Origin of the sequence: Pantoea sp. B_9 (genome assembly GCF_008632015.1) — a bacterium.
Classification (GTDB): Bacteria; Pseudomonadota; Gammaproteobacteria; order Enterobacterales; family Enterobacteriaceae; genus Pantoea; species Pantoea dispersa.
Map to the genome: position 1 here is coordinate 40425 of NZ_VWVL01000009.1, position 26244 is coordinate 66668.

At 56.8% G+C, this 26244-nt stretch carries 28 protein-coding genes; 18 read left to right on the forward strand and 10 right to left on the reverse strand.

The features are described from left to right. The first annotated feature begins 44 nt into the window (after window positions 1-44). The 11 genes from F3I21_RS21045 (at window position 45) to F3I21_RS21095 (ending at window position 8983) form a co-directional block, all read left to right on the forward strand. A complete protein-coding gene (locus F3I21_RS21045; protein WP_058758209.1) occupies window positions 45-548 on the forward strand; it encodes a fimbrial protein in 504 nt (167 codons plus the stop codon). A gap of 20 nt (window positions 549-568) precedes the next feature. Beyond that, window positions 569-1057, forward strand: a complete 489-nt coding sequence (locus tag F3I21_RS21050; protein WP_150059677.1) for a fimbrial protein — start codon at window positions 569-571, stop codon at window positions 1055-1057. Between the two features lies 1 nt (window position 1058). Continuing rightward, window positions 1059-1541 carry a fimbrial protein gene (locus F3I21_RS21055; RefSeq protein WP_150059678.1) on the forward strand — a complete coding sequence of 161 codons (483 nt, stop codon included), beginning with the start codon at window positions 1059-1061 and terminating at the stop codon, window positions 1539-1541. Continuing rightward, on the forward strand, window positions 1541-2062 hold the full coding sequence (locus F3I21_RS21060) for a fimbrial protein (protein ID WP_058758208.1): 522 nt from the start codon (window positions 1541-1543) through the stop codon (window positions 2060-2062). The genes F3I21_RS21055 and F3I21_RS21060 overlap by 1 nt, the downstream gene beginning before the upstream one ends. 16 nt (window positions 2063-2078) lie before the next feature. Continuing rightward, complete coding sequence (locus tag F3I21_RS21065) at window positions 2079-2915, forward strand: hypothetical protein (protein ID WP_150059679.1); 837 nt, start codon at window positions 2079-2081, stop codon at window positions 2913-2915. 166 nt (window positions 2916-3081) lie between these two features. Further along, window positions 3082-4125 carry a phosphate ABC transporter substrate-binding protein PstS gene (gene pstS / locus F3I21_RS21070; protein ID WP_127833474.1) on the forward strand — a complete coding sequence of 348 codons (1044 nt, stop codon included), beginning with the start codon at window positions 3082-3084 and terminating at the stop codon, window positions 4123-4125. 86 nt (window positions 4126-4211) lie between these two features. Then, window positions 4212-5174: a phosphate ABC transporter permease PstC gene (pstC, locus tag F3I21_RS21075; protein WP_150059680.1), complete on the forward strand. Its 963-nt coding sequence runs from the start codon at window positions 4212-4214 to the stop codon at window positions 5172-5174. Then, window positions 5171-6058: a phosphate ABC transporter permease PstA gene (gene pstA, locus F3I21_RS21080; RefSeq protein ID WP_021506926.1), complete on the forward strand. Its 888-nt coding sequence runs from the start codon at window positions 5171-5173 to the stop codon at window positions 6056-6058. The genes pstC and pstA overlap by 4 nt, the downstream gene beginning before the upstream one ends. A 44-nt stretch (window positions 6059-6102) precedes the next feature. Further along, the gene (pstB, locus tag F3I21_RS21085; RefSeq protein ID WP_021506925.1) at window positions 6103-6876 is read left to right on the forward strand and encodes a phosphate ABC transporter ATP-binding protein PstB; all 774 of its coding nucleotides are present in this window, start codon (window positions 6103-6105) and stop codon (window positions 6874-6876) included. A 14-nt stretch (window positions 6877-6890) separates the two neighbouring features. Then, window positions 6891-7625, forward strand: coding sequence for a phosphate signaling complex protein PhoU (phoU, locus tag F3I21_RS21090; protein ID WP_021506924.1), 735 nt, complete (start codon window positions 6891-6893; stop codon window positions 7623-7625). Between the two features lie 119 nt (window positions 7626-7744). Then, window positions 7745-8983 carry an MFS transporter gene (locus F3I21_RS21095; protein ID WP_150059681.1) on the forward strand — a complete coding sequence of 413 codons (1239 nt, stop codon included), beginning with the start codon at window positions 7745-7747 and terminating at the stop codon, window positions 8981-8983. Window positions 8984-9212: 229 nt separating this feature from the next. Here F3I21_RS21095 and yieH read toward each other — a convergent pair whose 3' ends face one another. Further along, window positions 9213-9875, reverse strand: a complete 663-nt coding sequence (gene yieH, locus F3I21_RS21100) for a 6-phosphogluconate phosphatase (RefSeq protein WP_150059682.1) — start codon at window positions 9873-9875, stop codon at window positions 9213-9215. Between the two features lie 151 nt (window positions 9876-10026). Here yieH and F3I21_RS21105 point away from each other — a divergent pair, with 151 nt between their 5' ends. After that, on the forward strand, window positions 10027-11340 hold the full coding sequence (locus tag F3I21_RS21105; protein ID WP_150059683.1) for an NCS2 family permease: 1314 nt from the start codon (window positions 10027-10029) through the stop codon (window positions 11338-11340). A 27-nt stretch (window positions 11341-11367) separates the two neighbouring features. Here F3I21_RS21105 and F3I21_RS21110 read toward each other — a convergent pair whose 3' ends face one another. Continuing rightward, on the reverse strand, window positions 11368-12132 hold the full coding sequence (locus F3I21_RS21110; RefSeq protein WP_125310371.1) for a 4'-phosphopantetheinyl transferase superfamily protein: 765 nt from the start codon (window positions 12130-12132) through the stop codon (window positions 11368-11370). Window positions 12133-12425: 293 nt separating this feature from the next. Here F3I21_RS21110 and F3I21_RS21115 point away from each other — a divergent pair, with 293 nt between their 5' ends. After that, window positions 12426-12935 carry a flavin reductase family protein gene (locus F3I21_RS21115; RefSeq protein ID WP_150059684.1) on the forward strand — a complete coding sequence of 170 codons (510 nt, stop codon included), beginning with the start codon at window positions 12426-12428 and terminating at the stop codon, window positions 12933-12935. Between the two features lie 41 nt (window positions 12936-12976). Here F3I21_RS21115 and F3I21_RS21120 read toward each other — a convergent pair whose 3' ends face one another. The 6 genes from F3I21_RS21120 to rpmH form a co-directional block, all read right to left on the reverse strand. Then, window positions 12977-13567 (reverse strand): malonic semialdehyde reductase, encoded by a 591-nt coding sequence (locus F3I21_RS21120; protein WP_021506918.1) that lies wholly within the window; start codon window positions 13565-13567, stop codon window positions 12977-12979. A gap of 226 nt (window positions 13568-13793) precedes the next feature. Next, window positions 13794-15158: a tRNA uridine-5-carboxymethylaminomethyl(34) synthesis GTPase MnmE gene (mnmE, locus tag F3I21_RS21125; RefSeq protein WP_150059685.1), complete on the reverse strand. Its 1365-nt coding sequence runs from the start codon at window positions 15156-15158 to the stop codon at window positions 13794-13796. A gap of 80 nt (window positions 15159-15238) precedes the next feature. After that, window positions 15239-16885, reverse strand: coding sequence for a membrane protein insertase YidC (yidC, locus tag F3I21_RS21130; RefSeq protein WP_021506916.1), 1647 nt, complete (start codon window positions 16883-16885; stop codon window positions 15239-15241). 2 nt (window positions 16886-16887) lie between these two features. After that, the gene (gene yidD / locus F3I21_RS21135) at window positions 16888-17145 is read right to left on the reverse strand and encodes a membrane protein insertion efficiency factor YidD (RefSeq protein ID WP_071813586.1); all 258 of its coding nucleotides are present in this window, start codon (window positions 17143-17145) and stop codon (window positions 16888-16890) included. Beyond that, window positions 17109-17468: a ribonuclease P protein component gene (gene rnpA, locus F3I21_RS21140; protein WP_040679622.1), complete on the reverse strand. Its 360-nt coding sequence runs from the start codon at window positions 17466-17468 to the stop codon at window positions 17109-17111. Before rnpA ends, yidD begins: the two co-directional genes overlap by 37 nt. 15 nt (window positions 17469-17483) lie before the next feature. Continuing rightward, window positions 17484-17624 (reverse strand): 50S ribosomal protein L34, encoded by a 141-nt coding sequence (gene rpmH, locus F3I21_RS21145; protein ID WP_000831330.1) that lies wholly within the window; start codon window positions 17622-17624, stop codon window positions 17484-17486. Between the two features lie 601 nt (window positions 17625-18225). On the opposite strand from rpmH, the gene dnaA reads away from it, so the two are divergent. The 4 genes from dnaA (at window position 18226) to gyrB (ending at window position 24418) form a co-directional block, all read left to right on the forward strand. Next, window positions 18226-19629 (forward strand): chromosomal replication initiator protein DnaA, encoded by a 1404-nt coding sequence (gene dnaA / locus F3I21_RS21150; RefSeq protein WP_031279599.1) that lies wholly within the window; start codon window positions 18226-18228, stop codon window positions 19627-19629. A 5-nt stretch (window positions 19630-19634) separates the two neighbouring features. Next, window positions 19635-20735 (forward strand): DNA polymerase III subunit beta, encoded by a 1101-nt coding sequence (gene dnaN / locus F3I21_RS21155; protein ID WP_010617831.1) that lies wholly within the window; start codon window positions 19635-19637, stop codon window positions 20733-20735. A gap of 171 nt (window positions 20736-20906) precedes the next feature. After that, window positions 20907-21992 carry a DNA replication/repair protein RecF gene (gene recF / locus F3I21_RS21160; protein ID WP_058758201.1) on the forward strand — a complete coding sequence of 362 codons (1086 nt, stop codon included), beginning with the start codon at window positions 20907-20909 and terminating at the stop codon, window positions 21990-21992. Window positions 21993-22009: 17 nt separating this feature from the next. Then, window positions 22010-24418, forward strand: coding sequence for a DNA topoisomerase (ATP-hydrolyzing) subunit B (gene gyrB, locus F3I21_RS21165; protein ID WP_127833470.1), 2409 nt, complete (start codon window positions 22010-22012; stop codon window positions 24416-24418). 42 nt (window positions 24419-24460) lie between these two features. Here the strand turns inward: gyrB and F3I21_RS21170 are convergent, their stop codons facing one another. Together F3I21_RS21170 and F3I21_RS21175 are read right to left on the reverse strand one after the other, a co-directional pair. After that, on the reverse strand, window positions 24461-24766 hold the full coding sequence (locus tag F3I21_RS21170) for a helix-turn-helix domain-containing protein (RefSeq protein WP_058758199.1): 306 nt from the start codon (window positions 24764-24766) through the stop codon (window positions 24461-24463). Next, a complete protein-coding gene (locus F3I21_RS21175; protein ID WP_058758198.1) occupies window positions 24763-25116 on the reverse strand; it encodes a type II toxin-antitoxin system RelE/ParE family toxin in 354 nt (117 codons plus the stop codon). The genes F3I21_RS21170 and F3I21_RS21175 overlap by 4 nt, the downstream gene beginning before the upstream one ends. Before the next feature lie 206 nt (window positions 25117-25322). Between F3I21_RS21175 and yidA the strand changes: the two genes are divergently transcribed. Further along, window positions 25323-26132 (forward strand): sugar-phosphatase, encoded by an 810-nt coding sequence (gene yidA, locus F3I21_RS21180; protein ID WP_058758197.1) that lies wholly within the window; start codon window positions 25323-25325, stop codon window positions 26130-26132. Window positions 26133-26244: the final 112 nt, after the last annotated feature.

Below are 26244 nucleotides of genomic sequence, written 5' to 3' on the forward strand. Positions count from 1 at the left end.
GAAAACGATGCCGTTCATCACCGCAGAGCGCAGCAGGCGAAATTATGAAGCGTAAATTAACGGGCCTGACCCTGATGCTGGCCGCACTGAACGCGACTGGGCCTTTATTCAGCCACGCCGAGACGGCTTCCACCGAAATAAGAATCAGTGGAACCGTTCAGGCCGGGTCGGGCTGCGTCATTAATAATAATCAGCCGATTACCGTTGAATTTGGCCGGGTAAATATCGATGAAATAAATGGGTTTAATTATCTGCAGCCGGTCCCGTTTACTATGAATTGTAATGAGATACCCAGTAATAGTATGAGGATTCAGGTTACCGGGACGATCTCGAGCTTTCATCCCAGCCTGCTGGCAACTACAAAAGCGAATCTCGGGATTGCTTTTTATGATCCTGATGATTACAACCTTGCGGTGAATAATAGCTGGTACAGTTTCACCTATCCTGATGTACCGAAAATTACGGCTGCGCCCTATAAGCGAAGGAGTGCGACGTTAACCAGTGGGGATTTTACTGCAACGGCGTTGCTGGTAATTGAATTACAATAACCACAGTTAAAGGATAACTAATGAATAAATTGATTTTGCTGGCGATCTTGTTTAACGCGTTTGTATTACCGGTTTACGCGTTCGATATTCAGGCTCAGTTTCACGGTACGCTGGTTGAACCCCCTTCGTGTGAGGTGAATGGAGGCAAACCGATCGATGTGGATTTTGGTAGCCAGGTGGTCACTACCGAAGTTGACGGCGTCAATTATATCAAGCCGGTGACTTTTACCCTGGACTGTAAAAATAACCCGAAAAATACCATGCGCATGCAGTTCAGTGGTACCGCGGCATCGTGGGATACCAAAGTGCTGACCACCAACAATACTAATCTGGGGATCAAACTGCTGCAGGGCGGCGGCTCCGGTACCCAGCTGAGCCTCAATACCTGGCTTAACTTTACCTATCCGACGCTGCCGGTACTGCAGGCGGTGCCGGTGAAAAAAACCGGCAGCACGCTGACGGCCGGCGCGTTCAACGGCAACGCCACGCTAAAAGTGGAATTCATCTGATATGCAAGCGCTGACGCTTTTAATGTTGCTGGCGCTGCTCGCCTGCTCTGCGCGCGCAGAGGAGGTGAGCTTTTACGGTGTGTTGGTGCCGCCGCCGCAGTGCACCATCAGCGGCGGCAATACGCTGGAAATTGATTTTGGCGATAAGCTGGGCGTCAACAAAATCGACGGCGTCAACTACCGCAAACAGGTGGAGTACCAGCTGGAGTGTCCGCCGCTCGATCCTGACGCGCCACCCATGCAGCTGCAGCTGGCGGTGAACGGCGTGGCCACGGCTTTTGATAATGCTGCGCTGCAAACTAACGTGGCCGATTTGGGCCTGCGGCTGACCGCTGATGATAAGCCGCTGCCGCTCAACACGCGCATTCCCCTTGATCCGCTGCGCCCGCCAGCACTGTGGGCGGTGCCGGTGAAAGATCCTAACGGCATCCTGCAGGAAGGGGCGTTTGAAGCCAGCGCCACCCTGCTGGCGGAGTATCAGTAATGAATCCTTTAATCAACGTGGCGCTGCTGTGGCTGCTGGTCGGGCACGCAGCGGCGCAGGCGGCGGATAACCTGCATTTCACCGGCGCGCTGGTGCAGGAAGCCTGCACCATCCGGCCGGGTGATGAAGAGCTACAGATCGATCTCGGCGCAATGCCGGATAAATACCTGTATCTCAATCAGCGCACGCGCGGTAAGCCGTTTAGCCTGCATCTCGAGAACTGCGATCCCGCGCTTGGCAATACACTGGAGATCACCTTCAGCGGTAACGAGAGCGCGGCGCTGCCCGGACTGCTGACGCCGGATGCCGGCAGCCAGGCGCGTGGCATCGCCATCGGGCTGGAAACGCCGCAGGGCCAGGCGCTGCCGTTTAACCAGCCGGCCAGCTTTGCCGTGCAGGCGGGGACGACTCAGCTGGATTTTGTCAGCTATATCGCCGCAGAACCTGATGCTGTCGAAAATAAAAATATCGTCAGGGGGCTATTTACGGCGTCCGGCACCTTTGCCATCCTGTATCATTAGATTTTAGGTAGTCATAATGAAAATAAATTTTTGTTGTTTGTTTTTTCTGATTTTTTTATTTCCGTTAAGAACGGAAGCAGGTGTTAAAATACCCATTGTTGTTACTCCTCGCGAGTACTGTCCTTACGATAGCTTCCCAGATAATAATAACAATAATAAACCAGGAAGTGGGTACTGTAGCTTTAATATCACCCCTACTGGGATTATCGGCAGCGATGATACATATATTGAAGCCACCCATGGTTATTTTTATATTGTGGTGGTGGTAGTGTATAAACATGGTGATATTATTCGAGTAGATAGTAAAGCTATTAACGAAAGAGAAGGCACGGTAAATGAAATAGCTGCATTGGCAATTAAATCATGGGGGCTTGGATATTCGAATATAGCCACGTATTCTAGTGATCCTATTGATAAAATTTGTTTTAGCATTAGTGAAGTTACTCATGATTATTGGACACGTCCGGAATTTGGTAATGAATGTGGAACTGCCGGTCCCGGTCCCGGCCCCGATCCTGAACCGGACCCCGGCAGCTGCGATCTCGGCGGCCCCTATTATTTAAGCCATGGTTCGATGGACGTTTACGACGTCAACGGTAACGAAGCGCGCGTCAACATTAACGTCACCTGCAGCGAGGATGCCACCCTGACCTTTACGGCGCCCAACGAGCTGGATCTCGGCCAGAATATTGTCAGTCAAATAACGCTGGACGGACAACAGCCGGACGGATTACAGCTGGATTTTACAGCACCGGGCCGCCCGCTGGTATTCGCCTCAAAACTGCAAACTATCGGGACGCCCGAAGCCGGCACCTTTGACAAGGTTTACCTGCTGCAGGCCACCATTCAGTAACCCGCTTCCTTTATAGTGATGACAATCGCCGCGCCGGCGATTGTCATATTACTGTCACAATTCGTACATTTCACTGTCATCAAACTGTCCTATTTTGCCTCCAGCAGCAATCACTGACTCTTACTAAAACGGCGTCAAGCCTGATTTTTAATCCCCTGGAGGGAACATGACACTGATGCGTAGCACCGTAGCCCGAATTCTCGCCGCCACCTTCGCAGTAAGCGCGGTTTCTGCTTTTGCAGCCACCGACCTGACAGGCGCAGGCGGGACGTTCCCGGCACCGGTTTATGCCAAGTGGGCAGCAGAGTATCAGCAAGCCACCGGTAGCAAAATCAACTATCAGGGTATTGGTTCCTCGGGTGGCGTGAAGCAAATTATCGCCAAAACCGTGGATTTCGGTGCGTCCGATGCGCCGATGAAAGAGGAAGATCTGCAGAAAAATGGCCTGTTCCAGTTCCCGACGGTGATCGGTGGCGTGGTGCTGGCGGTGAACATTCCCGGCGTTAAATCCGGTGAGCTGACGCTCGACGGTAAAACGGTCGGCGACATCTATCTCGGTACCATCAAAAAGTGGAACGATCCGGCGATCACCAAACTGAACCCGGGCGTGAAGCTGCCAGACACCAACATCAACGTGGTGCGCCGCGCGGATGGTTCCGGCACCTCTTTCGTCTTCACCAGCTACCTGTCTAAAGTGAACGAGACCTGGAACAGCAAAATCGGTAAAGGCAACACCGTCAACTGGCCAACCGGCCTGGGCGGTAAAGGTAACGACGGCGTGGCCGCGTTTGTACAGCGTCTGCCGGGCTCGATTGGCTACGTAGAGTATGCCTACGCCAAACAGAACAACCTGACTTACACCAAACTGGTTGATGCCGACGGCAAACCAGTGGCTCCGAGCGAAGCCAGCTTTGCTAACGCCGCCAAAGGCGCTGACTGGAGCAAAACCTTTGCCCAGGATCTGACCTTCCAGAAAGGCAACGATGCATGGCCGATCACCTCAACCACCTTCATCCTGATCTATAAAGAGCAGGCGAATGCGGAGAAGGGCAGTGAAGTGCTGAAGTTCTTTGACTGGGCGTACAAAGGCGGCAGCAAAACTGCCACGGCGCTGGATTACGCAGCGCTGCCAGAGAGCGTAGCGAATCAGATTCGTGCTGCCTGGAAAGCCAACATCAAAGACAGTTCCGGTAAAGCGCTGTACCAGTAAGTGTATGACCCGGCCAGCGTCCGCGCTGGCCAGCCTGATGGGCGGCCTTGTTGCCGCCCTGATTACCCTCTGAGATCGAGAATTCTATGGCTGCCACTAAGCCGACGTTTAAAGCACCGGGCAAGCAAGGCGACATGATATTCGGCGCGCTGGTGAAGCTCTCCGCGCTGATCGTGTTACTGCTGCTGGGTGGCATTATCGTCTCCCTGATTTTCTCCTCCTGGCCGAGCATCCAGAAATTTGGCTTCTCCTTTCTGTGGAGCAAAACCTGGGATGCGCCAAACGAAGAATTTGGTGCGCTGGTGCCGATTTACGGCACCCTCGTAACCTCACTGATTGCCTTAATTATCGCGGTGCCGGTGAGTTTCGGTATCGCCCTGTTTCTGACCGAACTGGCGCCAAACTGGCTGCGCCGTCCGCTGGGTACCGCGATTGAGCTGCTGGCGGCCATTCCTAGCATCGTGTACGGCATGTGGGGCCTGTTTATCTTTGCTCCGCTGTTCGCGGAGTATTTCCAGACGCCGGTTGGCGACGTGCTGGCAAATATCCCGATCGTCGGCGCGCTGTTCTCCGGTCCGGCCTTCGGCATCGGTATTCTGGCGGCGGGCGTGATCCTCGCCATCATGATTATCCCTTACATCGCCTCGGTGATGCGCGATGTGTTCGAACAGACGCCGGTGATGATGAAAGAGTCTGCCTACGGCATCGGCTGCACCACCTGGGAAGTGATCTGGCGCATCGTGCTGCCGTTCACCAAAAACGGCGTGATCGGCGGCGTGATGCTGGGTCTCGGCCGCGCGCTGGGCGAAACCATGGCGGTCACCTTTATCATCGGTAATACCTACCAGCTGGACAGCGCGTCGCTGTTTATGCCCGGCAACAGTATCACCTCAGCGCTGGCGAACGAGTTCGCCGAAGCCGAATCCGGCGTACACGTGGCGGCGCTGATGGAGCTTGGCCTGATTCTGTTCGTGATTACCTTTATCGTTCTGGCGATCTCCAAACTGATGATCCTGCGTCTGGCGAAGAGTGAAGGAGCCCGTTCATGACAGCAATTGAAATGCAGGCGCGCGCCGAGCTGGAAGCCTCGCGCCGTAAAATGCAGGCGTGGCGCAGCACCAAAAACAAAATTGCCCTGACGCTCTCGCTGCTGACCATGGCGTTCGGCCTGTTCTGGCTGATCTGGATTTTGTTCACCACCGTCACGAAAGGGATCGATGGCCTGAGCTGGACGCTGTTTACCGAATCCACGCCGCCGCCCAACACCGCGGGCGGTGGTCTGGCGAACGCCCTGGCGGGCAGCGGCCTGCTGATTTTCTGGTCCACCTTCTTTGGCACGCCGCTGGGCATTCTGGCGGGTATCTACCTGGCAGAATATGGCCGCAAGCACTGGCTGGCGGAAGTGATTCGCTTCATTAACGACATCCTGCTGTCCGCACCGTCAATTGTGGTCGGCCTGTTCGTGTACACCATCGTGGTGGCGCAGATGCAGCACTTCTCCGGCTGGGCCGGTGTGATAGCGCTGGCGCTGCTGCAGGTGCCCATCGTGATTCGTACCACCGAGAACATGCTGCGGCTGGTGCCGGACAGCATGCGTGAAGCGGCTTATGCGCTGGGCACGCCAAAGTGGAAGATGATCTCGGCTATTACGCTGAAAGCCTCGGTCTCCGGCATCATTACCGGTGTGCTGCTGGCGATTGCGCGCATTGCCGGTGAAACCGCACCGCTGCTGTTCACCGCGCTGTCGAACCAGTTCTGGAGCACCGACATGATGCAGCCGCTGGCCAACCTGCCAGTGACCATCTTCAAATTCGCCATGAGCCCGTTTGCCGAATGGCAGAGCCTGGCGTGGGCGGGTGTGCTGATAATTACGCTGTGCGTGCTGCTGCTGAACATCGTGGCGCGCGTGATTTTCGCCAAAGGCAAACACTAATTTTCCGGCGCGGCTTCGGCGGCGCTGCACATGAGAGATGAGCAATGAGTATGGCAACTCCTTCTGCCGGTAAAATTCAGGTGCGCAATCTGAACTTCCACTACGGTAAGTTCCACGCGCTGAAGAACATTAATCTGGATATCGCCAAAAACCAGGTGACGGCGTTTATCGGTCCGTCGGGCTGCGGCAAATCCACCCTGCTGCGCACCTTCAACAAAATGTACTCGCTCTATCCGGAGCAGCGTGCTGAGGGTGAAATTCTGCTGGATGGCGACAACATTCTGGCATCGCATCAGGATATCGCCCTGCTGCGCGCGCGCGTCGGCATGGTGTTCCAGAAGCCGACGCCGTTTCCGATGTCGATTTATGACAACATCGCCTTTGGCGTGCGGCTGTTTGAGAAGCTGTCGCGTGCCGATATGGACGAGCGCGTGCAGTGGGCGCTGAGCAAAGCCGCGCTGTGGAATGAAACCAAAGACAAGCTGCACCAGAGCGGTTACAGTCTCTCCGGCGGTCAGCAGCAGCGTCTGTGCATCGCGCGCGGCATCGCGATTCGCCCGGAAGTGCTGCTGCTGGATGAGCCATGTTCGGCGCTGGACCCGATCTCCACCGGGCGCATCGAAGAGCTGATCACCGAGCTGAAGCAGGATTACACCGTGGTCATCGTGACTCATAACATGCAGCAGGCGGCGCGCTGTTCCGATCACACGGCGTTTATGTATCTGGGCGAGCTGATTGAGTTCAGCGACACCGACACGCTGTTTACCAAGCCAGCGCAGAAGCAGACAGAAGATTACATCACCGGTCGTTACGGCTGATTCAGGAGAGAAACATGGATAATTTAAATCTGAACAAACATATCTCCGGTCAGTTCAACGCGGAGCTGGAGCACATTCGTACTCAGGTGATGATCATGGGTGGCATGGTGGAGCAGCAGCTTACCGATGCCATCACCGCGATGCATAATCAGGATGGCGAACTGGCGCGCCGGGTGATCGACGGTGACCAGAAGGTCAACATGATGGAAGTGGAGATTGATGAAGCCTGTGTGCGCATCATCGCCAAGCGTCAGCCTACCGCCAGCGACCTGCGTCTGGTGATGGCGATCATCAAAACCATTTCGGAGCTGGAACGCATCGGCGACGTGGCGGAGAAGATCAGCCGTACCGCGCTGGAGAAGTTCGGTCAGCAGCATCTGCCGCTGCTGGTGAGCCTCGAGTCGCTCGGGCATCACACCGTGCAGATGCTGCACGATGTGCTGGATGCCTTCGCGCGCATGGATCTCAACGAAGCCATTAAGATCTACCGCGAAGACAAAAAGGTGGATAAAGAGTACGAAGGCATCGTGCGCCAGCTGATGACCTACATGATGGAAGATCCGCGCACCATTCCCAGCGTGCTCACCGCGCTGTTCTGCGCGCGCGCCATTGAGCGCATCGGTGACCGCTGCCAGAACATCTGCGAAATTATCTTCTATTTCGTGAAAGGTCAGGATTTCCGTCACGTGGGCGGTGACAAGCTGGATGAACTGCTGTCGGGCGACGACGGCAGCAATAAACCCTCCTGATTGACGTGATGACTGCCTGTTAGCGCTGAGGCTGACAGGCAGTGCGCTTGATTTCTGCCTGTTCTCAACCTGCCGCTCTCTTTATACTTGGCGCACATTTTTCTGCCAGGTGCTGTTTTATGTCCTCTGCAAATAACAACAAAACCGCCGTTACGCCGGCGAAAGCAATGGTGGCTGCCGTCAGCGGCTATGCCATGGATGGATTTGATCTGCTGATTCTGGGCTTTATGCTGCCAGCGATCAGCGTGTCGCTGGCGCTGGATGCGTCGCAGGCCGGTTCGCTGGTGACCTGGACGCTGATCGGCGCGGTGGTCGGCGGCATTGTGTTTGGTCATCTGAGCGATCGCTATGGCCGCATCCGCATTCTGACCGTGACGATCCTGATGTTCTCACTGTTCACCGGGCTGTGCGCCGTGGCGCAGGGCTACTGGGATCTGCTGGCGTATCGTACGCTGGCGGGCATGGGACTGGGCGGTGAGTTTGGCATCGGCATGGCGCTGATTGCCGAAGCCTGGCCGAAGGAGAAGCGCAACCGCGCCTCGGCGTGGGTCGGTATCGGCTGGCAGCTCGGCGTATTGCTGGCGGCCTTTATCACGCCGCCGCTGCTGAGCGTGATTGGCTGGCGCGGTATGTTCCTGGTTGGCCTGCTGCCGGCGCTGGTGTCGTTTGTGATTCGCCGCAGCATGGGCGAGCCGGAAGTCTTCACCCGCCATGTGGAAAAAACTCCACAGCTCTCCTTTTCCGCGCGCATTAAACTGCTGTTTGCCGATCGCGCCACCAGCAAAGCCAGCCTCGGCATTCTGATTCTTTGTTCGGTGCAGAATTTCGGCTATTACGGCCTGATGATCTGGATGCCAAGCTATCTCTCTTCCAGCTTCGGCTTCAGCCTGACCAAATCCGGCTTGTGGACGGCCGTTACGGTGGTGGGCATGACGTTCGGCATCTGGCTGTTCGGCATGCTGGCGGACCGCTTTGCGCGCTGGAAGATTTTCCTGCTGTACCAGTTTGGCGCCGTGGCGATGGTGGTGGTTTACGCCCAGCTGCGCGACCCGACGGTGATGCTGTTTACCGGTGCCATCATGGGGATGTTTGTTAACGGCATGATTGGCGGCTACGGCGCGCTGATCTCGGACACTTTCCCACCGCAGGCGCGCGCCACCGCGCAGAACGTGCTGTTCAACCTCGGCCGCGGCGTCGGCGGTTTCGGCCCGCTGGTGATCGGCATGCTGGCCACGCATATTTCGTTCACCGCTGCGATTACGCTGCTGGCGCTGATTTACCTGCTGGATATTGTCGCCACGCTGTTCCTGCTGCCAAAAAACCAGGGCAATGAGGATTCGCTGGGCGCGATTGGGTGATTTTTTCCCCTCACCCTAACCCTCTCCCGCTGGCGGGAGAGGGAACCGTTCAGTGCGGTTTGACAAACCTGTGCTTCACCTTAACACCCGCTCGATCGGCCCCTTCTTCGGCAAACGGGAGAGGGAACTGTCTGGTGCGGTATGTGGGTGGGCACTTTTGTTCAGCCTCGCTCGATCAGCCCCTTCTCCCGCTGGCGGGAGAAGGCTGGGATGAGGGGGCTGCGCGCACTTACCTGACCAAATCCCAGCCACGCGCCCGCCATAGCGCTGGCAGCTGCGTCATATCGTCAAAACGCGTCACCAGCGGGTGATCAATCACCGGATTGTGTGCATCGGCACAGTAGTAAAACACCGGTATGCCAGCGGCGATGCCAGCCCGCGCGCCAGCCTCTGAATCATCCACCAGAATGCACTTTTCAATCGGCACCTGCATCTGTTCCGCCGCGTGATACATCAGCTCCGGATCCGGCTTCCAGTGATTAATGTCATAGCCGCTGTACAGGCGTCCGCTCAGATACGGCAGCATGCCGGTCAGCCCCAGCGAATGCTCCATCTTCTTCACCGTACCGTTCGACACCACGCACATCGGCACCTTCACGCGCTCCACCAGCGCTCTGGCGCCGGCAATCGGCTGCAGATCAAGATCAAACAGGCGCGCCACTTCCGCGCGGTAGGCACTCTCCACCTCAGCCAGCGGCAGTGTCACCTGATGCTGTGCCGTCACATCGCGGATGATGTCGTAAAGCTTCACCCCTTTGTACTGTTCAAACATCTGCTGCAGCGAGAGTTCGATACCGTAACGGGCAAAGGTGTTGACGTAGGACTGCGTGCATATCACTTCGCTGTCGACCAGCGTGCCGTCGCAATCAAAAAAGATACATTCAACTGACATCGCGCCTCATCCTTTTAGTAAACAATAAGCTGTCACTCTAGCGCACTCAGCGCAGAAAGCGACCCCAGGCAACCGGTTGCGAAAAATCAGTGTCTTGCAGCGCTAAAGACTATAGGATACGCGGCGATAAATTTTTCATCGGAACAGCGAAATGAACGAGCAGGGCCTTTTGCAGCGTATTTTCAGGCTGCAGGAACACGGAACCACCGCGCGCACCGAAGTGATTGCCGGTTTCACTACTTTCCTGACGATGGTGTACATCGTCTTCGTTAACCCGCAGATTCTTGGTGCCGCAGGCATGGACACCCAGGCGGTGTTTGTTACCACCTGCGTGATTGCTGCGTTCGGCAGCATCCTGATGGGGCTGGTGGCCAATCTGCCGGTGGCGCTGGCACCGGCCATGGGCCTCAACGCCTTCTTTGCCTTTGTGGTGGTGGGCGCGATGGGCTACTCGTGGCAGGTTGGCATGGGCGCAATTTTCTGGGGCGCGCTGGGGCTGCTGATCCTGACGCTGCTGCGCGTACGCTACTGGATAATCGCCAATATTCCGCTCAGCCTGCGCGTGGGCATCACCGCCGGTATTGGTCTGTTCATCGCCATGATGGGGCTGAAAAACGCCGGCATTATTGTGCCCAACACGGACACCATCGTGACCGTCGGCAACCTGGCCTCGCACAACGTGCTACTCGGCGCGCTCGGCTTCTTTATCATTGCGATTCTGGCGTCGCGCAATATCCACGCGGCGGTGCTGGTTTCTATTGTAGTGACCACCGCGATCGGTCTGCTGCTGGGCGACGTGAAGTTTACCGGGCTGTTCGCCGCGCCGCCGGCCATCACCTCGGTGGTCGGCCAGGTCGATATCAAAGGCGCGTTCAACGTGAGCATGGCGGGCGTGATCTTCGCCTTCATGCTGGTCAATCTGTTTGACTCATCCGGTACGCTGATTGGCGTAACTGATAAAGCGGGCCTGACCGATGAGAAAGGTACTTTTCCGCGCATGAAACAGGCGCTGTACGTGGATAGCATCAGCTCCGTCACCGGTTCGCTGATCGGCACCTCTTCGGTGACGGCGTACATCGAAAGCTCATCCGGCGTGGCGATTGGTGGCCGTACCGGCCTGATGGCGGTAGTGACCGGCATCCTGTTCCTGCTGGTGATGTTCCTGTCGCCGCTGGCTGCCATGGTGCCCGCCTATGCGGCGGCCGGCGCGCTGATTTATGTCGGCGTACTGATGACGGCTTCGCTGGCGCGCGTGCGCTGGGACGATCTCACCGAAGCGGTGCCGGCGTTTGTCACGGCGGCGATGATGCCGTTCAGTTTCTCGATCACCGAAGGTATTGCGCTCGGTTTTATCTCTTACTGCGTGATGAAACTCGGTACCGGACGCTGGCGTGAAATCAGCCCGTGCGTGGTGGTGGTGGCGCTGCTGTTTGTGCTGAAAATCGCTTTTATCGACGCGCACTAAACGCAACAGGCCGCGGGTGCGGCCTGGTTATCCGGGATGCCTGACTTCCGGCTGACTGGCGACACGCTCGCCGGGCAGGCTGGTGAGGCGCAGGGTGCGCGGCCCGATGTTGGGTTTGCTCATCTCCACATCGCGCAGCGACTGCCACTGCTGCTGCGCATCAATCTCCCACAGCCGTAAGCGCTCAGTGCCGGGCGACAGCGCGCAGGACCATACCAGCGTCGGCTCGGCATCACACACTGCCTGAATATCGGGATAGACGCTGGAGCGCAGCCGACCCGCAGCCGGATGCAGCCGCAGCGCATCAATACCGCTATCTGCTTCGCCGGTCAGTTTGAGGATGCTCTGGCGCAGCGTCCAGATCTGCGTTACCGCTTCCATAAAATCCTGCTGGGCGTTAATCCACGCCTTTTCACCGGATGACAGCCCCTGCGTGAGGGCATCCTGCGCCTGACGGCTATGCGCCCGGACGATTTCCATATCCAGGCCAGCGCGCCCGCCTTCTTCCGCCAGCAGCACGCCGACCATGTTACCGGCATAGGAGATACTGAAGTCAGGCAGGTTAGGATCGGCAAAGCAGGGGCGACCGCTGCTGCTGGCGATCAGCGGCGGCAGGTCACGAATACCATAGACGCGCAGCATCAGCTGGGCCAGCAGCGCGCGTGCGGCAAGAAAGCGGCCGCGGCGCTTATCAGGCAGGTGCCCGGCGCTGGTCATCACATCCTGTGGAACCCGCATGGTATCTGGGGTGAGGGGCGGGTTAACCACCCAACGAACAAAATGACTAGCCATCTGTCGCTCCGTGAAAATGGTCGGATAATCATCAGGGCTATTGTAAGAATTTTCTCATGGGTTTGCATCCGGCTTACGCTGGATAGCCAGTAAATTCAGATAAGGACGAGGCGAATCTCATTGCCATGAGCTGCAATTGAATATGAGGCTTTTGCACATTGGTGTCGGATGGGGTGCCGAAGCGGCGGATGTGGTGTAGGATTTGGACAGGAAAGAGCTGCACAATGAAGTGCTTAAATTATTCACCTATCTGCCAATCGTGCGCATCGCAAACCATGCACGTCGGAGTTGTTATGTCTGTTACCTCTCTTGCTCGCCAGGAATCGATCTCGCTGGATGAATTTCGTCACGGCATGCGCCGTCTCACTGCCGGTGTCTCGCTGGTGACCACCTCATCCAGCGGAGAAAAGTTCGGGCTGATCGCCACCTCGGTCAGTTCGCTGGCAGCGGAACCGCCCAGCCTGCTGGTCTGCGTTAACCGCAGCGCATCAAGCCATGATGCCATTCTGCAGGCGGGCTACTTTGCCGTGAACGTTCTGCGCGAGCAGCACGATGACCTGTGCGCGCAGTTCAGCTCGCCGACGCGCCGCGCTGAGCGTTTCCAGAGCGGTGAATGGCAATCCCTGAATACGGGCGCGCCCGTGCTGGCTGATGCCCTGGTGAGCTTCGATTGTCAGCTGGAAAAAACGGTGGAGTGGAACACCCACAGCGTGCTGCTGGCGCGTATCGTGGGTATTGCGCTGCCGGGCGAAGCGACAGCGCCGATGGTCTACTTCAACAGCGGTTTTCACTCGCTGGGCTAAGTCATAGCGCAGCGCGTCGTGCGGCTGCGCGGCTTAACGCATCAGGCAAATTTGCTGGCTTCGTCAAAGCTCAGACGCGGCAGGCGCGGATGCAGCTTGCTGGCTTCGCCATAGCCGAGGTTGATCAGTAAGTTGACCTGCCAGTTATTTTCGCTGAAGAACGCGGCGTTAACTTTAGCCGGATCAAAACCGGACATCGGGCCGGCATCCAGTCCCAGCGAGCGGGCCGCCAGAATCAGATAGCCCGCCTGCAGGCTGCTGTTGCGAAACGCGGTCTCTTTGGCCAAATCCGGACTGCTGGTAAACCAGCTGCGTGCATCGCCATGCGGGAACAGTTTTGGCAGTGCTTCATAAAAGGTCGGATCCCACGCCACAATCACCGTCACCGGTGCCGCCATGGTCTTATCCACATTGCCTGAGGAGAGCGCCGGTTTCAGCTTCTCTTTACCTTCCTGAGACGTCACGAACACAAAGCGGCCCGGCGAGCAGTTGGCTGAGGTCGGCCCCAGCGCCGTCAGCGCATAGAGCTGCTTCAGCACCTCCTGCGAAATCGGTTTATCCTGCCAGTAGCTATGGGTGCGGGCTTCAGTAAACAGCGCGTTCAGCGCCACGCTGTCGAGCGGTGTACTCATGTTTCTCTCCTGTTCAGGCAACAACCTGCGCCTGATTTTTAGCATGAATAATGGATGTGGCCGCTGCGTTTACGCGGCGACCCTCAACCGTTATACGACAAAGGCGAAGGCGCGCCAAATAACAAAGATGTATGTTGGTAGCGATCCCGGTGCGCCTAAATGCGCACCCTGCAGCATCGCATGAATCCCCTGTAGGGGCGCCATTCATGGCGACCTGTGACGGTGACTATTTACCAATACAAAAGCTGGAGAAAATCCGGCCCAGCAGATCGTCGGAGGTGAACTCGCCGGTGATTTCGCTCAGCGCCTGCTGCGCCAGCCGTAGCTCTTCGGCCAGCAGTTCGCCCGCCCAGGCTCCCAGCAGCTGCTCTTTGCCCTGCTGTAAGTGAGTGGCTGCTAACTCCAGCGCCTGCAGATGGCGGCGACGCGCGAGGAAGCCGCCTTCCATATTGCTGGCGAAGCCCATGCTCTGTTTCAGGTGCTCGCGCAGCGTATCGACGCCAGCGCCGGTGCGCGCCGACAGGCGAATAAGTGAGTGGCCATTTACTTCTGTCAGGCCCAGCGTTTCACCGGTCATGTCCGCTTTATTACGTACCACGGTAATCGGCAACGCAGCCGGTAAGCGCGCTACGAAATCAGGCCAGATGGCGGCGGCTTCAGTGGCGTCAGTCGTGGTGCCATCCACCATGAACAGGACGCGATCCGCCTGCTCAATCTCCTGCCAGGCGCGTTCAATGCCGATACGTTCCACTTCGTCGCTGGCTTCACGCAAACCGGCGGTATCGATGATGTGCAGCGGCATGCCGTCGATGTGGATGTGCTCGCGCAGCACATCACGCGTGGTGCCGGCGATATCCGTCACAATCGCCGCTTCGCGTCCGGCCAGTGCGTTGAGCAGGCTCGATTTCCCGGCGTTGGGACGACCGGCAATCACCACCTTCATCCCTTCACGCAGCAGGCTGCCCTGACGCGCTTCGGCGCGCACGCCGTTGAGATCACCGATCACCGCATTCAGCTGCGCTTCGATTTTGCCGTCGGAAAGGAAGTCGATCTCCTCATCCGGAAAATCAATCGCTGCTTCCACATAGATGCGCAAGTGAGTAAGTGCTTCCACTAACGCATTAACGCGCAGTGAAAAGGCACCCTGCAGCGAGTTGACGGCGGAGCGGGCGGCCTGCTCGGAGCTGGCATCAATCAGATCGGCAATCGCTTCTGCCTGCGCCAGGTCGAGCTTGTCATTCAGAAAGGCGCGTTCCGAGAACTCGCCCGGCTGCGCAATACGCACATCTGGCAGCGCCACGATGCGCTTCAGCAGCAGATCGAGAATCACCGGGCCGCCGTGGCCCTGCAGCTCCAGCACATCTTCGCCGGTAAAGGAGTTCGGACCCGGGAACCACAGCGCGATGCCCTGATCCAGCACGCTGCCATCAGCATCGTTAAAGGGCAGATAGTCGGCGTAGCGTGGCTTCGGCAGCTTGCCCAGCACGGCTTGCGCCACCTCAGCGGCTTTGCCACCGGAAATACGCAGAATACCGACGCCACCACGGCCGGGAGGCGTCGCCTGGGCAACAATAGTGTCACTGTGGCTCATAAGTACCTTCTTCCAAAAAAAACAGGGCGGCATAAATGCCGCCCCTGGAGATGTTGCGTCCTGCTCAGCGTTGCCGGGCGTTACGCTTTCTTCTTGTCGCGGCTGTGTAAACCACGCTTTTCCAGCCCGCGATAAATCAGCTGCTGCTGGAGAATGGTTACCAGGTTGCTGACGATGTAGTACAGCACCAGACCTGACGGGAACCACAGGAAGAACACGGTAAAGATAACCGGCATGTAAGTCATGATCTTCTGCTGCATCGGATCGGTCACGGTGGTCGGTGACATCTTCTGAATGAAGAACATGGTGATACCCATGATGACCGGCAGAATGTAGTACGGGTCCTGCGCGGACAGGTCATGGATCCACAGTACAAACGGAGCATGACGCAGTTCAACGGAACCGGACAGCATGTAGTACAGCGCCAGGAAGATTGGCATCTGGATAACCAGTGGCAGACAGCCGCCCAGCGGGTTCACTTTCTCCGCCTTATACAGCGCCATCATCTCCTGGCTCTGCTTCTGCTTATCATCACCCAGACGCTCACGCATGGCCTGAATCTTCGGCTGCAGCATACGCATCTTGGCCATCGAGGTGTACTGCGCTTTGGTCAGCGGGTACATGATGCCACGCACGATGAAGGTGATAACGATAATGGAGAAGCCCCAGTTACCGATAAAGCTGTGCAGGAATTTCAGCAGCTTAAACAGCGGCTGAGAGATGAACCACAGCCAGCCGTAATCCACGGTCAGATCGAGGTGCGGCGCGATAGCGGCCATCTTGTCCTGGATTTCCGGACCCACCCACAGAGTGGCACCGAGATCCTGCTGCGCGCCGGCGGCGATGGTCACAGGCGCCGACTTATAGCCGATTGCCGCCACGCCGTTGCCGAGATTGCTGGTGTACAGCGTATTGTTACCCTGAGTGCGCGGCACCCATGCGGTCGCAAAGTACTGCTGCAGCATCGCCACCCAGCCGTTGCTGGTGGTGGTGTTCAGGTTCTCGTTATCAGCGATGGTATCGAATTTGTATTTTTCATACTTCGCATCGCTGGTCGAGTAAGCGGCACCACGGAAAGTGTGCAGCGCAAAGTTATTGCTGCCGGTATCGCGATGCTTCGGCAGATCGATCGTCTGCTTCAGCTGACCAAACATCGCCACTTCCAGCGGCTGCTGCGAGGCGTTATTGATGTTGTAGTCGACGTTAACCGCGAATTCGCCACGTTTGAACACGAAGGTTTTGGTGTAAACCACGCCGTTCTCACCGGTCCAGCTCAGCGGCACGCGCAGCTCGGTCTGGCCATCGGCCATCTCGAAGTGATCCTGGGAAGCGGTATACAGCGGACGTGCGCCGTTGTTCGGGTTATCCGGACCGTTACGGCCGGTTAAGCCGCTCTGCGCCTGATAAACGAAGGCCGGAGTGGTTTCCAGCAGCTGGAACGGTGCATCTGAACCCAGTTTGTCCGGGTAAGTCAGCAGCTGTGCCTGCTCGATATCACCGCCGCGGGTATTAATGTTGAGTGACAGGACATCAGTCTTAACGGTGATCGTTTTGCCCTGGCCGCTAGCCGGCACGCCGGAAGAGGCGGCATCACCCGCTGCGCTGCTTGTGTTCTGCGTGGTCTGGGTCTGCTGTGGCTGCGGAGCGTGGTCCGTCTGCCAGGCTTGCCAGATCATAAAAGACACGAACAGAAAAGCGATGAGAAAGAGATTGCGTTGCGAATCCATCGTTAATGTTCTCTGGTATCAAAGGTTTTTGGCGGCACCGGATCGTCGCCACCCGGGTTCAAAGGGTGGCATTTTAATACGCGTTTAATCGTCAACCAACTGCCTTTTAACATGCCGAAGCGGCGTACAGCTTCCACCCCATACTGCGAGCAGGTGGGATGGAACCGGCAATGAGGTCCCAGCAGTGGGCTGATGGCGCGTTGATAAACGCGTATCAGGGCGATCAGGAGCCGCGCGCCAGGCGACAGTGACGACGCCATAATTTCTCCAACGCTTCCGTCAGTGCACGGTTATCGAGGTCAGCAATCCCTTTTTTCGCCACGATGACAAAATCCATCGGCGGCAGCTCGTGTTGACGCAAACGAAAGCTTTCGCGGGTCAATCGCTTGATCCGGTTGCGTTCATGGGCGCGTTTCACGTGCTTCTTGGCGACGGTAAGACCGATGCGGGGATGCCCCAGCGAATTAAGGCGGCCGAGGATGGTGATTTGCGGCGTGCCAGCCCGAAGAGGTTGCTGGAAGACGAAAGTGAAATGAGCGGGAGTTAACAAACGTAACTCCCTGGGAAATGCGAGCTTAACCACGAGGGTTAGCTTTTATTACTTAGAAACGGTCAGACGAGCACGGCCTTTAGCACGACGACGTGCCAGAACCTGACGACCATTTTTAGTAGCCATACGAGCACGGAAGCCGTGAGAACGGTTGCGCTTCAGTACGGACGGTTGAAAAGTGCGTTTCATGGCGATTTCTACCTAAACTTGAAAAATTTCACTGGGTGACGCGTTTTCGGGCCAGTAAAACGACCGACGCCTCAATGTGTCTTTAATAAAGAGGCGGGATTGTAATAATTGTACAGTCCGGAGTCAATTTACTTCGCTGGGCGCGAGACCTGAAAACTCTGATACAGCCCGCTAATTCCGGGCATCAAAGCTTCACGCGCCAATGCCGGGTGGGGAATTATACGGGCTATAAAGGAAAGCGCAAGGATCGTCCAGGATCTTCTTGCGATCGCCGCGCCGATCGTAACGGCAAAAATGCGAGCGCGGCGGAAAATTTCTCGCTTTCAGCCTGATCCCCGCTCGCTTTTTCCGCAGACGGCGTAAACTGATGCATGCCTGGACACCCTGTGGATAAAATGGATCAAAACTGTGTAGAAAGGGAAGATCTCTGAGGCGCTTTGCGCTATGATCCGCCCTTCCGCTGACGATCCTCCTTGCGATCGCCGGGGATGACTACCGCGGATAGCGGTCGCAGGCGCTTTCTGACCGCCTGTGTCAAAAAAGACAGTTTCTATTATTAGCGCCTAAAATTCTTATCGATTTTGTACGAGTGGAGTCCGCCGTGTCACTTACGCTTTGGCAACAGTGTCTTGCCCGTTTGCAGGATGAGCTTCCTGCCACCGAATTCAGCATGTGGATTCGTCCGCTGCAGGCTGAATTGAACGACAATACGCTGGCCTTGTATGCACCAAATCGGTTTGTACTCGACTGGGTTCGGGATAAATATCTCAATAGTATCAATGGGCTGCTGAATGAATTCTGCGGTGCGAACGTGCCGCTGCTGCGTTTTGAGGTCGGTACGCGCCCGGTTGCGCCGGTGGCTGCTACGCAACCCGCCATGGCCAGCAGCGTCAGCGCGCCCGCACCGGCTGAGAATCGTCCGGCACCGGCACAGCCGCTGCGCCCGAGCTGGGATTCGGTTCCGGCACCGGCTGATGTGACCTACCGCTCGAACGTGAATAACCGCCACAACTTCGACAACTTCGTTGAGGGTAAGTCCAACCAGCTGGCGCGCGCGGCGGCACGTCAGGTGGCGGATAATCCTGGCGGCGCTTATAACCCGCTGTTCCTGTATGGCGGCACTGGCCTCGGCAAAACGCACCTGCTGCACGCGGTGGGCAATGGCATCATCGCGCGCAAGCCGAATGCCAAAGTGGTTTATATGCACTCTGAACGCTTCGTGCAGGATATGGTGAAAGCGCTGCAGAACAACGCCATCGAGGAGTTTAAGCGCTACTACCGTTCGGTGGACGCGCTGCTGATCGATGATATTCAGTTCTTTGCCAATAAAGAGCGCTCGCAGGAAGAGTTTTTCCACACCTTCAACGCGCTGCTGGAAGGTAATCAGCAGATCATCCTGACCTCGGATCGTTACCCGAAAGAGATCAACGGGGTGGAAGATCGTCTGAAATCACGCTTTGGCTGGGGATTAACCGTGGCGATCGAGCCGCCTGAGCTGGAGACGCGTGTCGCGATCCTGATGAAAAAGGCGGACGAAAACGACATCCGTCTGCCGGGCGAAGTGGCCTTCTTTATTGCCAAGCGTCTGCGCTCTAACGTGCGTGAGCTGGAAGGGGCACTTAATCGCGTGATTGCCAATGCCAACTTTACCGGGCGTGCCATTACCATCGATTTTGTGCGCGAAGCGCTGCGCGACCTGCTGGCACTGCAGGAAAAGCTGGTAACCATCGACAACATCCAGAAGACGGTGGCCGAGTACTACAAAATTAAAGTGGCGGATTTGCTGTCGAAGCGCCGTTCGCGCTCGGTGGCGCGTCCGCGTCAAATGGCGATGGCGATGGCCAAAGAGCTCACCAACCACAGCCTGCCGGAAATTGGCGATGCGTTTGGTGGCCGTGACCATACCACCGTGCTTCATGCCTGCCGTAAAATCGAGCAGCTGCGTGAAGAGAGCCACGACATCAAAGAAGATTTCTCTAACCTCATTCGAACATTATCTTCCTGACGCATATGAAATTTATTGTTGAACGTGAGCAGTTGCTGAAGCCGCTGCAACAGGTGAGTGGCCCGCTTGGCGGACGCCCGACGCTGCCGATCCTCGGAAATTTACTGCTGCAGGTGAATGAAGGCACGCTGCTGCTGACCGGTACCGATCTTGAGATGGAGATGGTGGCGCGCGTGGCGCTGACCCAGCCGCACGAACCGGGCGCGACGACCGTGCCGGCGCGTAAGTTTCTTGATATTTGCCGTGGGCTGCCTGAAGGCGCAGAGATCAGTCTGACGCTGGAAGGTGACCGCATGCTGGTGCGCTCCGGCCGCAGCCGCTTTTCGCTGTCGACGCTGCCAGCCAGCGACTTCCCGAATCTCGACGACTGGCAGAGCGAAGTGGAATTCACGTTGCCGCAGGCCACGCTCAAACGCCTGATTGAAGCCACGCAGTTCTCCATGGCGCATCAGGATGTGCGTTACTATCTCAACGGTATGCTGTTCGAGACCGAAGGCGAAGAGCTGCGCACCGTTGCTACTGACGGCCATCGCCTGGCAGTCTGTTCGATGCCTGTCGGACAGGCGCTGCCGAACCATTCGGTGATCGTACCGCGTAAAGGTGTGATTGAGCTGGTCCGTCTGCTGGACGGCGGTGAAACGCCGCTGCAGGTGCAGATTGGCAGCAGCAACATTCGCGCGCACGTCGGCGACTTCATCTTTACGTCGAAGCTGGTTGATGGCCGTTTCCCGGATTATCGCCGCGTGTTGCCGAAGAATCCTGACAAAGCGCTGGAAGCGGGCTGCGATCTGCTGAAACAGGCTTTTGCCCGCGCGGCAATCCTGTCGAACGAGAAGTTCCGCGGCGTTCGCATCTATATCACCGAAAATCAGCTGCGCATCACCGCCAATAACCCGGAGCAGGAAGAGGCGGAAGAGATGCTGGACGTGTCGTACAGCGGCACCGAGCTGGAGATTGGCTTTAACGTCAGCTACGTGCTGGATGTGCTGAACGCGCTGAAGTGCGAAAACGTGCGCCTGCTGCTGACCGATTCGGTTTCCAGCGTGCAGATTGAAGATGTAGCCAGTCCGGCTGCGGCCTACGTCGTTATGCCCATGCGTTTGTAATAGAAAATATCGGCCTGGCTTACTTGCCATTCTGGTCCCGGGCAGTGCTCGCCCCTGGTCACATACTTCAGTATGCTCCCAGGGCCTGCGCGCTGGCCGTGGCCAGACTGCCTGCGCCGCCAACGGCCTGGATTGTTAATGTTAGGCAACCCCCTCTGGCTGGATTGATTCATGGCTTTAACCCGCCTCCTGATTAAAGATTTTCGTAATATCGAGCAGGCCGATCTCACGCTGGCGCCGGGCTTTAATTTTCTCGTGGGCGCCAACGGCAGCGGTAAAACCAGCGTGCTGGAGGCGATTTATACGCTGGGTCACGGCCGTGCATTCCGCAGTTTGCAGGCCGGACGCGTAATTCGTCACGATCAGGACGCGTTTGTGTTGCACGGGCGGATTGAAGGCAGCGAGCGCGAGCTGGCGGTCGGCCTGAGTAAAAACCGCGCCGGCGACAGCAAAGTCCGCATCGACGGCAGCGACGGCCACAAAGTCGCCGAGCTGGCGCAGCTGCTGCCGATGCAGCTGATTACGCCAGAAGGGTTTACTTTGCTCAACGGTGGCCCCAAATACCGTAGAGCCTACATCGACTGGGGCTGCTTTCATGCTTATCCCGGTTTCTTTCTGGCCTGGAGCAATCTGCGTCGCCTGCTGAAACAGCGCAACGCGGCGCTGCGCCAGGTCGCGCGCTACAGCCAGATCCGGCCATGGGATCAGGAGCTGGTGCCGCTGGCAGAACAGATCAGCGCCTGGCGCGCTGAATACAGCGCAGCCATTGCCAGCGAAATCACCGCCACCTGCAGCCAGTTTTTACCGGAGTTTGCGCTGAGCTTCTCCTTCCAGCGCGGCTGGGACAAAGAGAGCGACTTCGGCGAGCTGCTGGAGCGCAACTTCGAGCGCGATCGTGCGCTCACCTACACCGCCAGCGGTCCGCACAAAGCCGATTTTCGGATTCGTGCTGAAGGCACGCCGGTGGAAGATTTACTCTCACGCGGTCAGTTAAAGCTGCTGATGTGTGCGTTGCGGTTAGCGCAGGGCGAGTACCTGACGCGCAGCAGCGGACGTCGCTGTTTATACCTGATTGACGACTTCGCCTCCGAGCTGGATGACACCCGTCGTCGCCTGCTGGCGGAACGCCTGAAAGCCACGCAGGCTCAGGTGTTTGTCAGCGCCATTGGTGTCGAGCATGTAATCGATATGAGTGACGAAAAGGGCAAGATGTTCCGCGTGGAACAGGGTAAAATAGCGGTTCAACCTGAAGATTAAATGAGCGAGAAACGTTGATGTCGAATTCTTATGACTCCTCAAGTATCAAAGTCCTGAAAGGGCTTGATGCGGTACGCAAACGCCCGGGTATGTACATCGGCGATACGGATGACGGCACCGGTCTGCATCACATGGTATTCGAGGTCGTGGATAACGCCATCGACGAAGCGCTCGCCGGCCACTGTAGTGATATCGTGGTCACCATCCATGCCGACAACTCTGTCTCCGTACAGGATGACGGCCGTGGTATTCCGACCGGTATCCACCCGGAAGAGGGCGTCTCTGCTGCCGAAGTGATCATGACCGTACTGCATGCCGGCGGTAAGTTTGATGACAACTCTTATAAAGTTTCCGGCGGTCTGCACGGCGTCGGCGTATCGGTGGTGAACGCCCTGTCGCAGAAGCTGGAACTGACCATTCGTCGCGACGGCAAAGTGCATCAGCAAACCTACGTGCACGGTGTGCCGCAGGCGCCGCTGGCGGTGACCGGCGATACCGACGCCACCGGTACGCGCGTGCGTTTCTGGCCGAGCCACGATACGTTCACCAACGTCACCGATTTTGAATATGAAATCCTGGCGAAGCGACTGCGCGAGCTGTCATTCCTTAACTCCGGCGTGTCGATTCGCCTGGAAGACAAGCGCGACGATAAAAACGACCATTACCACTACGAAGGTGGTATCAAAGCGTTCGTAGAATATCTCAACCGCAACAAGAACCCGATTCACCCGAATGTGTTCTACTTCTCCACCGAAAAAGACGGTATCGGCGTTGAAGTTGCACTGCAGTGGAACGACGGTTTCCAGGAAAACATCTACTGCTTTACCAACAATATTCCACAGCGCGACGGCGGAACGCACCTTGCCGGTTTCCGCGCGGCGATGACGCGTACGCTCAACGCCTACATGGATAAAGAAGGTTACAGCAAAAAAGCCAAAGTCAGCGCTACCGGTGACGACGCGCGTGAAGGCCTGGTGGCAGTGGTTTCGGTGAAAGTGCCGGATCCGAAATTCTCCTCTCAGACCAAAGACAAGCTGGTCTCTTCCGAGGTGAAATCGGCGGTGGAACAGCAGATGAACGAACTGCTGAGCGAATACCTGCTGGAAAATCCGTCTGACGCCAAAATCGTGGTCGGCAAAATTATCGATGCCGCGCGTGCGCGTGAAGCCGCACGTCGTGCACGTGAAATGACCCGCCGTAAAGGCGCGCTGGACCTGGCGGGCCTGCCGGGCAAGCTGGCGGACTGTCAGGAGCGCGATCCGGCGCTGTCTGAAATCTACCTGGTGGAGGGTGACTCTGCAGGCGGTTCCGCCAAGCAGGGACGTAACCGTAAGAACCAGGCGATTCTGCCGCTGAAAGGTAAAATCCTTAACGTGGAGAAAGCGCGTTTCGACAAAATGCTCTCTTCACAGGAAGTCGCCACGCTGATCACCGCGCTGGGCTGCGGTATCGGCCGCGATGAGTACAACCCGGACAAGTTGCGCTATCACAGCATCATCATCATGACCGATGCGGACGTCGATGGTTCGCACATCCGTACGCTGCTGCTGACCTTCTTCTATCGCCAGATGCCGGAAATCATCGAGCGTGGCCACGTCTACATCGCGCAGCCACCGCTGTACAAGGTGAAGAAGGGCAAGCAGGAGCAGTACATTAAAGATGACGACGCGATGGATCAGTATCAGATTGCCATCGCGCTGGACGGCGCAACGCTGCACACCAACGCCAGCGCACCGGCGCTGGGCGGCGAGCCGCTGGAAAGCCTGGTGGCGGAATACAACAGCACCCAGAAGATGATCAAGCGTATGGAGCGCCGCTTCCCGTCTGCGCTGCTGCGCGCGCTGGTTTATCATCCAACCCTGAGCGATCTCAGCGATCAGGCTGCAGTGACCGCATGGCTGGAGAGCCTGGTGGCTTACCTGAACGAGCGCGAAGCGCATGGCAGCAGCTATGTGGCACAGGTGCGGGAAAACCGCGAACAGCAGCGCTTTGAGCCGGTGCTGCGCGTGCGTACTCACGGCGTTGATACCGATTATCCGCTGGACAGCGAGTTCATTGACGGCGCGGAATACCGCAAAATCTGTGCACTCGGCGCGCACCTGCGTGGTTTGATTGAAGAGGATGCCTATATCGAGCGCGGCGAGCGCCGTCAGCCGGTTGCCAGCTTCGAGCAGGCAATTGACTGGCTGGTGAAAGAGTCGCGCCGCGGTCTGTCAGTGCAGCGCTATAAAGGTCTGGGCGAGATGAACCCGGATCAGCTGTGGGAAACCACCATGGATCCGGACAGCCGCCGCATGCTGCGCGTCACCATCAAAGACGCCATCGCCGCCGACCAGCTGTTCACCACGCTGATGGGCGATGCGGTTGAACCGCGCCGCGCCTTCATCGAAGAGAACGCGCTGAAAGCCGCCAACATCGATATCTGATATCGCAAAACCCTTCCCAAACGGGAAGGGTTTTTTGTTTTATTAAACGCGCAGAATTCTTCCACCCGAGCCGTCCGGCATTTCAATCAGCAGGCTTAGCTTGCCGCCCATCGCTTCAATGTAGCGCTTAATGGTGATCAGACGCTGATCGGCGCCGCCCTGCTCAATTTGCGTGATACGCGGCTGCTTAACGCCCATCGCTTCCGCAACGGTTCTCTGCGATAACGCTAACTCTTCCCGCAGCAGTTGCAGGCCGGTTTCGAGAATCAGCTCATCTGCCATCAGCTGAATGTCAGCTTGCTCAGCTTCAGTAAACTCACTCTCGATAAATTTTTGTAAGTCGTTCATGAATGATTTTCCTCTGCGTTATTGAGGTAAGCCGTGAACAATTGATCTGCAAGGCATATCATCCGCGCATAAAATTGTTTGTCTCCGGATTTATTGCCAGCACACAAAATGACCGCTTTGCGTTGCGTGTCGAATGCGTATAGCGCCCGAATTGGCTGACCAGCGTACTGTATTCTCAGTTCTTTCATGTTGTGGAAGCGTGATCCGTTAACCGTATCGGCATAGGGCCGTGGCAGCAACGGGCCATAATGCTGCAGGTTTAACAGGGCCGCAGCGATGCGTTTTTTCAGTTTGTTGTCCTGTGCCCGCAACCATTCCCGGAAGGTGTCGGTAAAAATGATTTCCCACATAACGCAATCTCCATATAAGTGATTGCTTATAGTAATTTATAAGCAATCACTTATATGATCAAGCGAATCAGCAGAAGTAAAACACCAAATGCTCAAACTGGATAATGCTGCACAAAGCATGACAGGCGTTACCTGCCGATTAACTGGTCAATGTGAGCTGAATCGCGCTAGCATTAAAGCCAGACCCTGAATTAACCGAGGACGTTATGGCGATAAAACTGATTGCGATCGATATGGACGGCACGCTGCTGAATCCGCAGCACGAAATCACGGCGGGCGTCAAAGCGGCGATTGGCCGGGCGCGGGATAAAGGTGTGTCGATCGTGCTGGCCACCGGACGCCCGTTTGTTGGTGTGGAGCGCTACCTGATGGAGCTGGATCTGCGTCAGCCGGGGCAGTATTGCATCAGCAACAACGGCGCACTGGCGCACAGCGCGGACAGCGGTGAGGTGGTGGCCGAGAAGACGCTTGGCTTTGATGACTATCTCTACCTGGAGCAGCTGGCGCGCGACCTTGGGGTACATTTTCAGGCGTTCGACAAATCCTTCCTCTACACGCCAAATAAAGACATCAGCGAATACACCATCCACGAAGCCAGCCTGACCGGCATTCCGGTGCGCTATCGCGCCGTAGAAGAGATGGACCCGGCGACGCGCTTCCCGAAACTGATGATGATCGACAAACCGGAGCTGCTGGATAAAGCCATCGCCGCCTTACCAGCGCGCGCCCGCGACAGTTATACCATTCTGAAAAGTGCACCTTACTATCTCGAAATCCTTAATCCGCTGGTCAACAAAGGCTACGGCGTAAAAATGCTGGCGGAGAAACTCGGCCTGCAGCCGTCAGAAGTGATGGCGATTGGCGATCAGGAAAACGATCTGGCGATGATTGAATACGCCGGCACCGGCGTGGCGATGGGCAATGCGATTGATTCCGTGAAGCAGATTGCGCAGTTCGTGACGAAGACCAATATGGAAGATGGTGTCGCGCACGCCATTGAAGAGCTAGTGCTGTAACCCTCCTCTGATGCGGGCGGCGTTCTGCTGCCCGTCACTTCTCTGCTGAATTTTTTGCTGCCAGCATGCCGGTGGGTTGTCTGTTTTGTGATCCATATTGTAGTACAAACAA

Bases quoted from the DNA above. Each gene is read 5' to 3' on its own strand.
- F3I21_RS21060 (WP_058758208.1), top strand. From the start codon at position 1,541: ATGAATCCTTTAATCAACGTGGCGCTGCTGTGGCTGCTGGTCGGGCAC.
- F3I21_RS21050 (WP_150059677.1), top strand. From the start codon at position 569: ATGAATAAATTGATTTTGCTGGCGATCTTGTTTAACGCGTTTGTATTA.
- mnmE (WP_150059685.1), bottom strand. From the start codon at position 15,158: ATGAGCCACAGTGACACTATTGTTGCCCAGGCGACGCCTCCCGGCCGT.
- F3I21_RS21095 (WP_150059681.1), top strand. From the start codon at position 7,745: ATGTCCTCTGCAAATAACAACAAAACCGCCGTTACGCCGGCGAAAGCA.
- yidA (WP_058758197.1), top strand. From the start codon at position 25,323: ATGGCGATAAAACTGATTGCGATCGATATGGACGGCACGCTGCTGAAT.
- F3I21_RS21105 (WP_150059683.1), top strand. From the start codon at position 10,027: ATGAACGAGCAGGGCCTTTTGCAGCGTATTTTCAGGCTGCAGGAACAC.
- F3I21_RS21065 (WP_150059679.1), top strand. From the start codon at position 2,079: ATGAAAATAAATTTTTGTTGTTTGTTTTTTCTGATTTTTTTATTTCCG.
- yidC (WP_021506916.1), bottom strand. From the start codon at position 16,885: ATGGATTCGCAACGCAATCTCTTTCTCATCGCTTTTCTGTTCGTGTCT.
- rpmH (WP_000831330.1), bottom strand. From the start codon at position 17,624: ATGAAACGCACTTTTCAACCGTCCGTACTGAAGCGCAACCGTTCTCAC.
- pstA (WP_021506926.1), top strand. From the start codon at position 5,171: ATGACAGCAATTGAAATGCAGGCGCGCGCCGAGCTGGAAGCCTCGCGC.
- recF (WP_058758201.1), top strand. From the start codon at position 20,907: ATGGCTTTAACCCGCCTCCTGATTAAAGATTTTCGTAATATCGAGCAG.
- phoU (WP_021506924.1), top strand. From the start codon at position 6,891: ATGGATAATTTAAATCTGAACAAACATATCTCCGGTCAGTTCAACGCG.
- F3I21_RS21055 (WP_150059678.1), top strand. From the start codon at position 1,059: ATGCAAGCGCTGACGCTTTTAATGTTGCTGGCGCTGCTCGCCTGCTCT.
- dnaN (WP_010617831.1), top strand. From the start codon at position 19,635: ATGAAATTTATTGTTGAACGTGAGCAGTTGCTGAAGCCGCTGCAACAG.
- F3I21_RS21175 (WP_058758198.1), bottom strand. From the start codon at position 25,116: ATGTGGGAAATCATTTTTACCGACACCTTCCGGGAATGGTTGCGGGCA.
- pstS (WP_127833474.1), top strand. From the start codon at position 3,082: ATGACACTGATGCGTAGCACCGTAGCCCGAATTCTCGCCGCCACCTTC.
- F3I21_RS21120 (WP_021506918.1), bottom strand. From the start codon at position 13,567: ATGAGTACACCGCTCGACAGCGTGGCGCTGAACGCGCTGTTTACTGAA.
- F3I21_RS21110 (WP_125310371.1), bottom strand. From the start codon at position 12,132: ATGGCTAGTCATTTTGTTCGTTGGGTGGTTAACCCGCCCCTCACCCCA.
- F3I21_RS21045 (WP_058758209.1), top strand. From the start codon at position 45: ATGAAGCGTAAATTAACGGGCCTGACCCTGATGCTGGCCGCACTGAAC.
- pstC (WP_150059680.1), top strand. From the start codon at position 4,212: ATGGCTGCCACTAAGCCGACGTTTAAAGCACCGGGCAAGCAAGGCGAC.
- F3I21_RS21170 (WP_058758199.1), bottom strand. From the start codon at position 24,766: ATGAACGACTTACAAAAATTTATCGAGAGTGAGTTTACTGAAGCTGAG.
- yidD (WP_071813586.1), bottom strand. From the start codon at position 17,145: ATGGCGTCGTCACTGTCGCCTGGCGCGCGGCTCCTGATCGCCCTGATA.
- F3I21_RS21115 (WP_150059684.1), top strand. From the start codon at position 12,426: ATGTCTGTTACCTCTCTTGCTCGCCAGGAATCGATCTCGCTGGATGAA.
- gyrB (WP_127833470.1), top strand. From the start codon at position 22,010: ATGTCGAATTCTTATGACTCCTCAAGTATCAAAGTCCTGAAAGGGCTT.
- pstB (WP_021506925.1), top strand. From the start codon at position 6,103: ATGAGTATGGCAACTCCTTCTGCCGGTAAAATTCAGGTGCGCAATCTG.
- yieH (WP_150059682.1), bottom strand. From the start codon at position 9,875: ATGTCAGTTGAATGTATCTTTTTTGATTGCGACGGCACGCTGGTCGAC.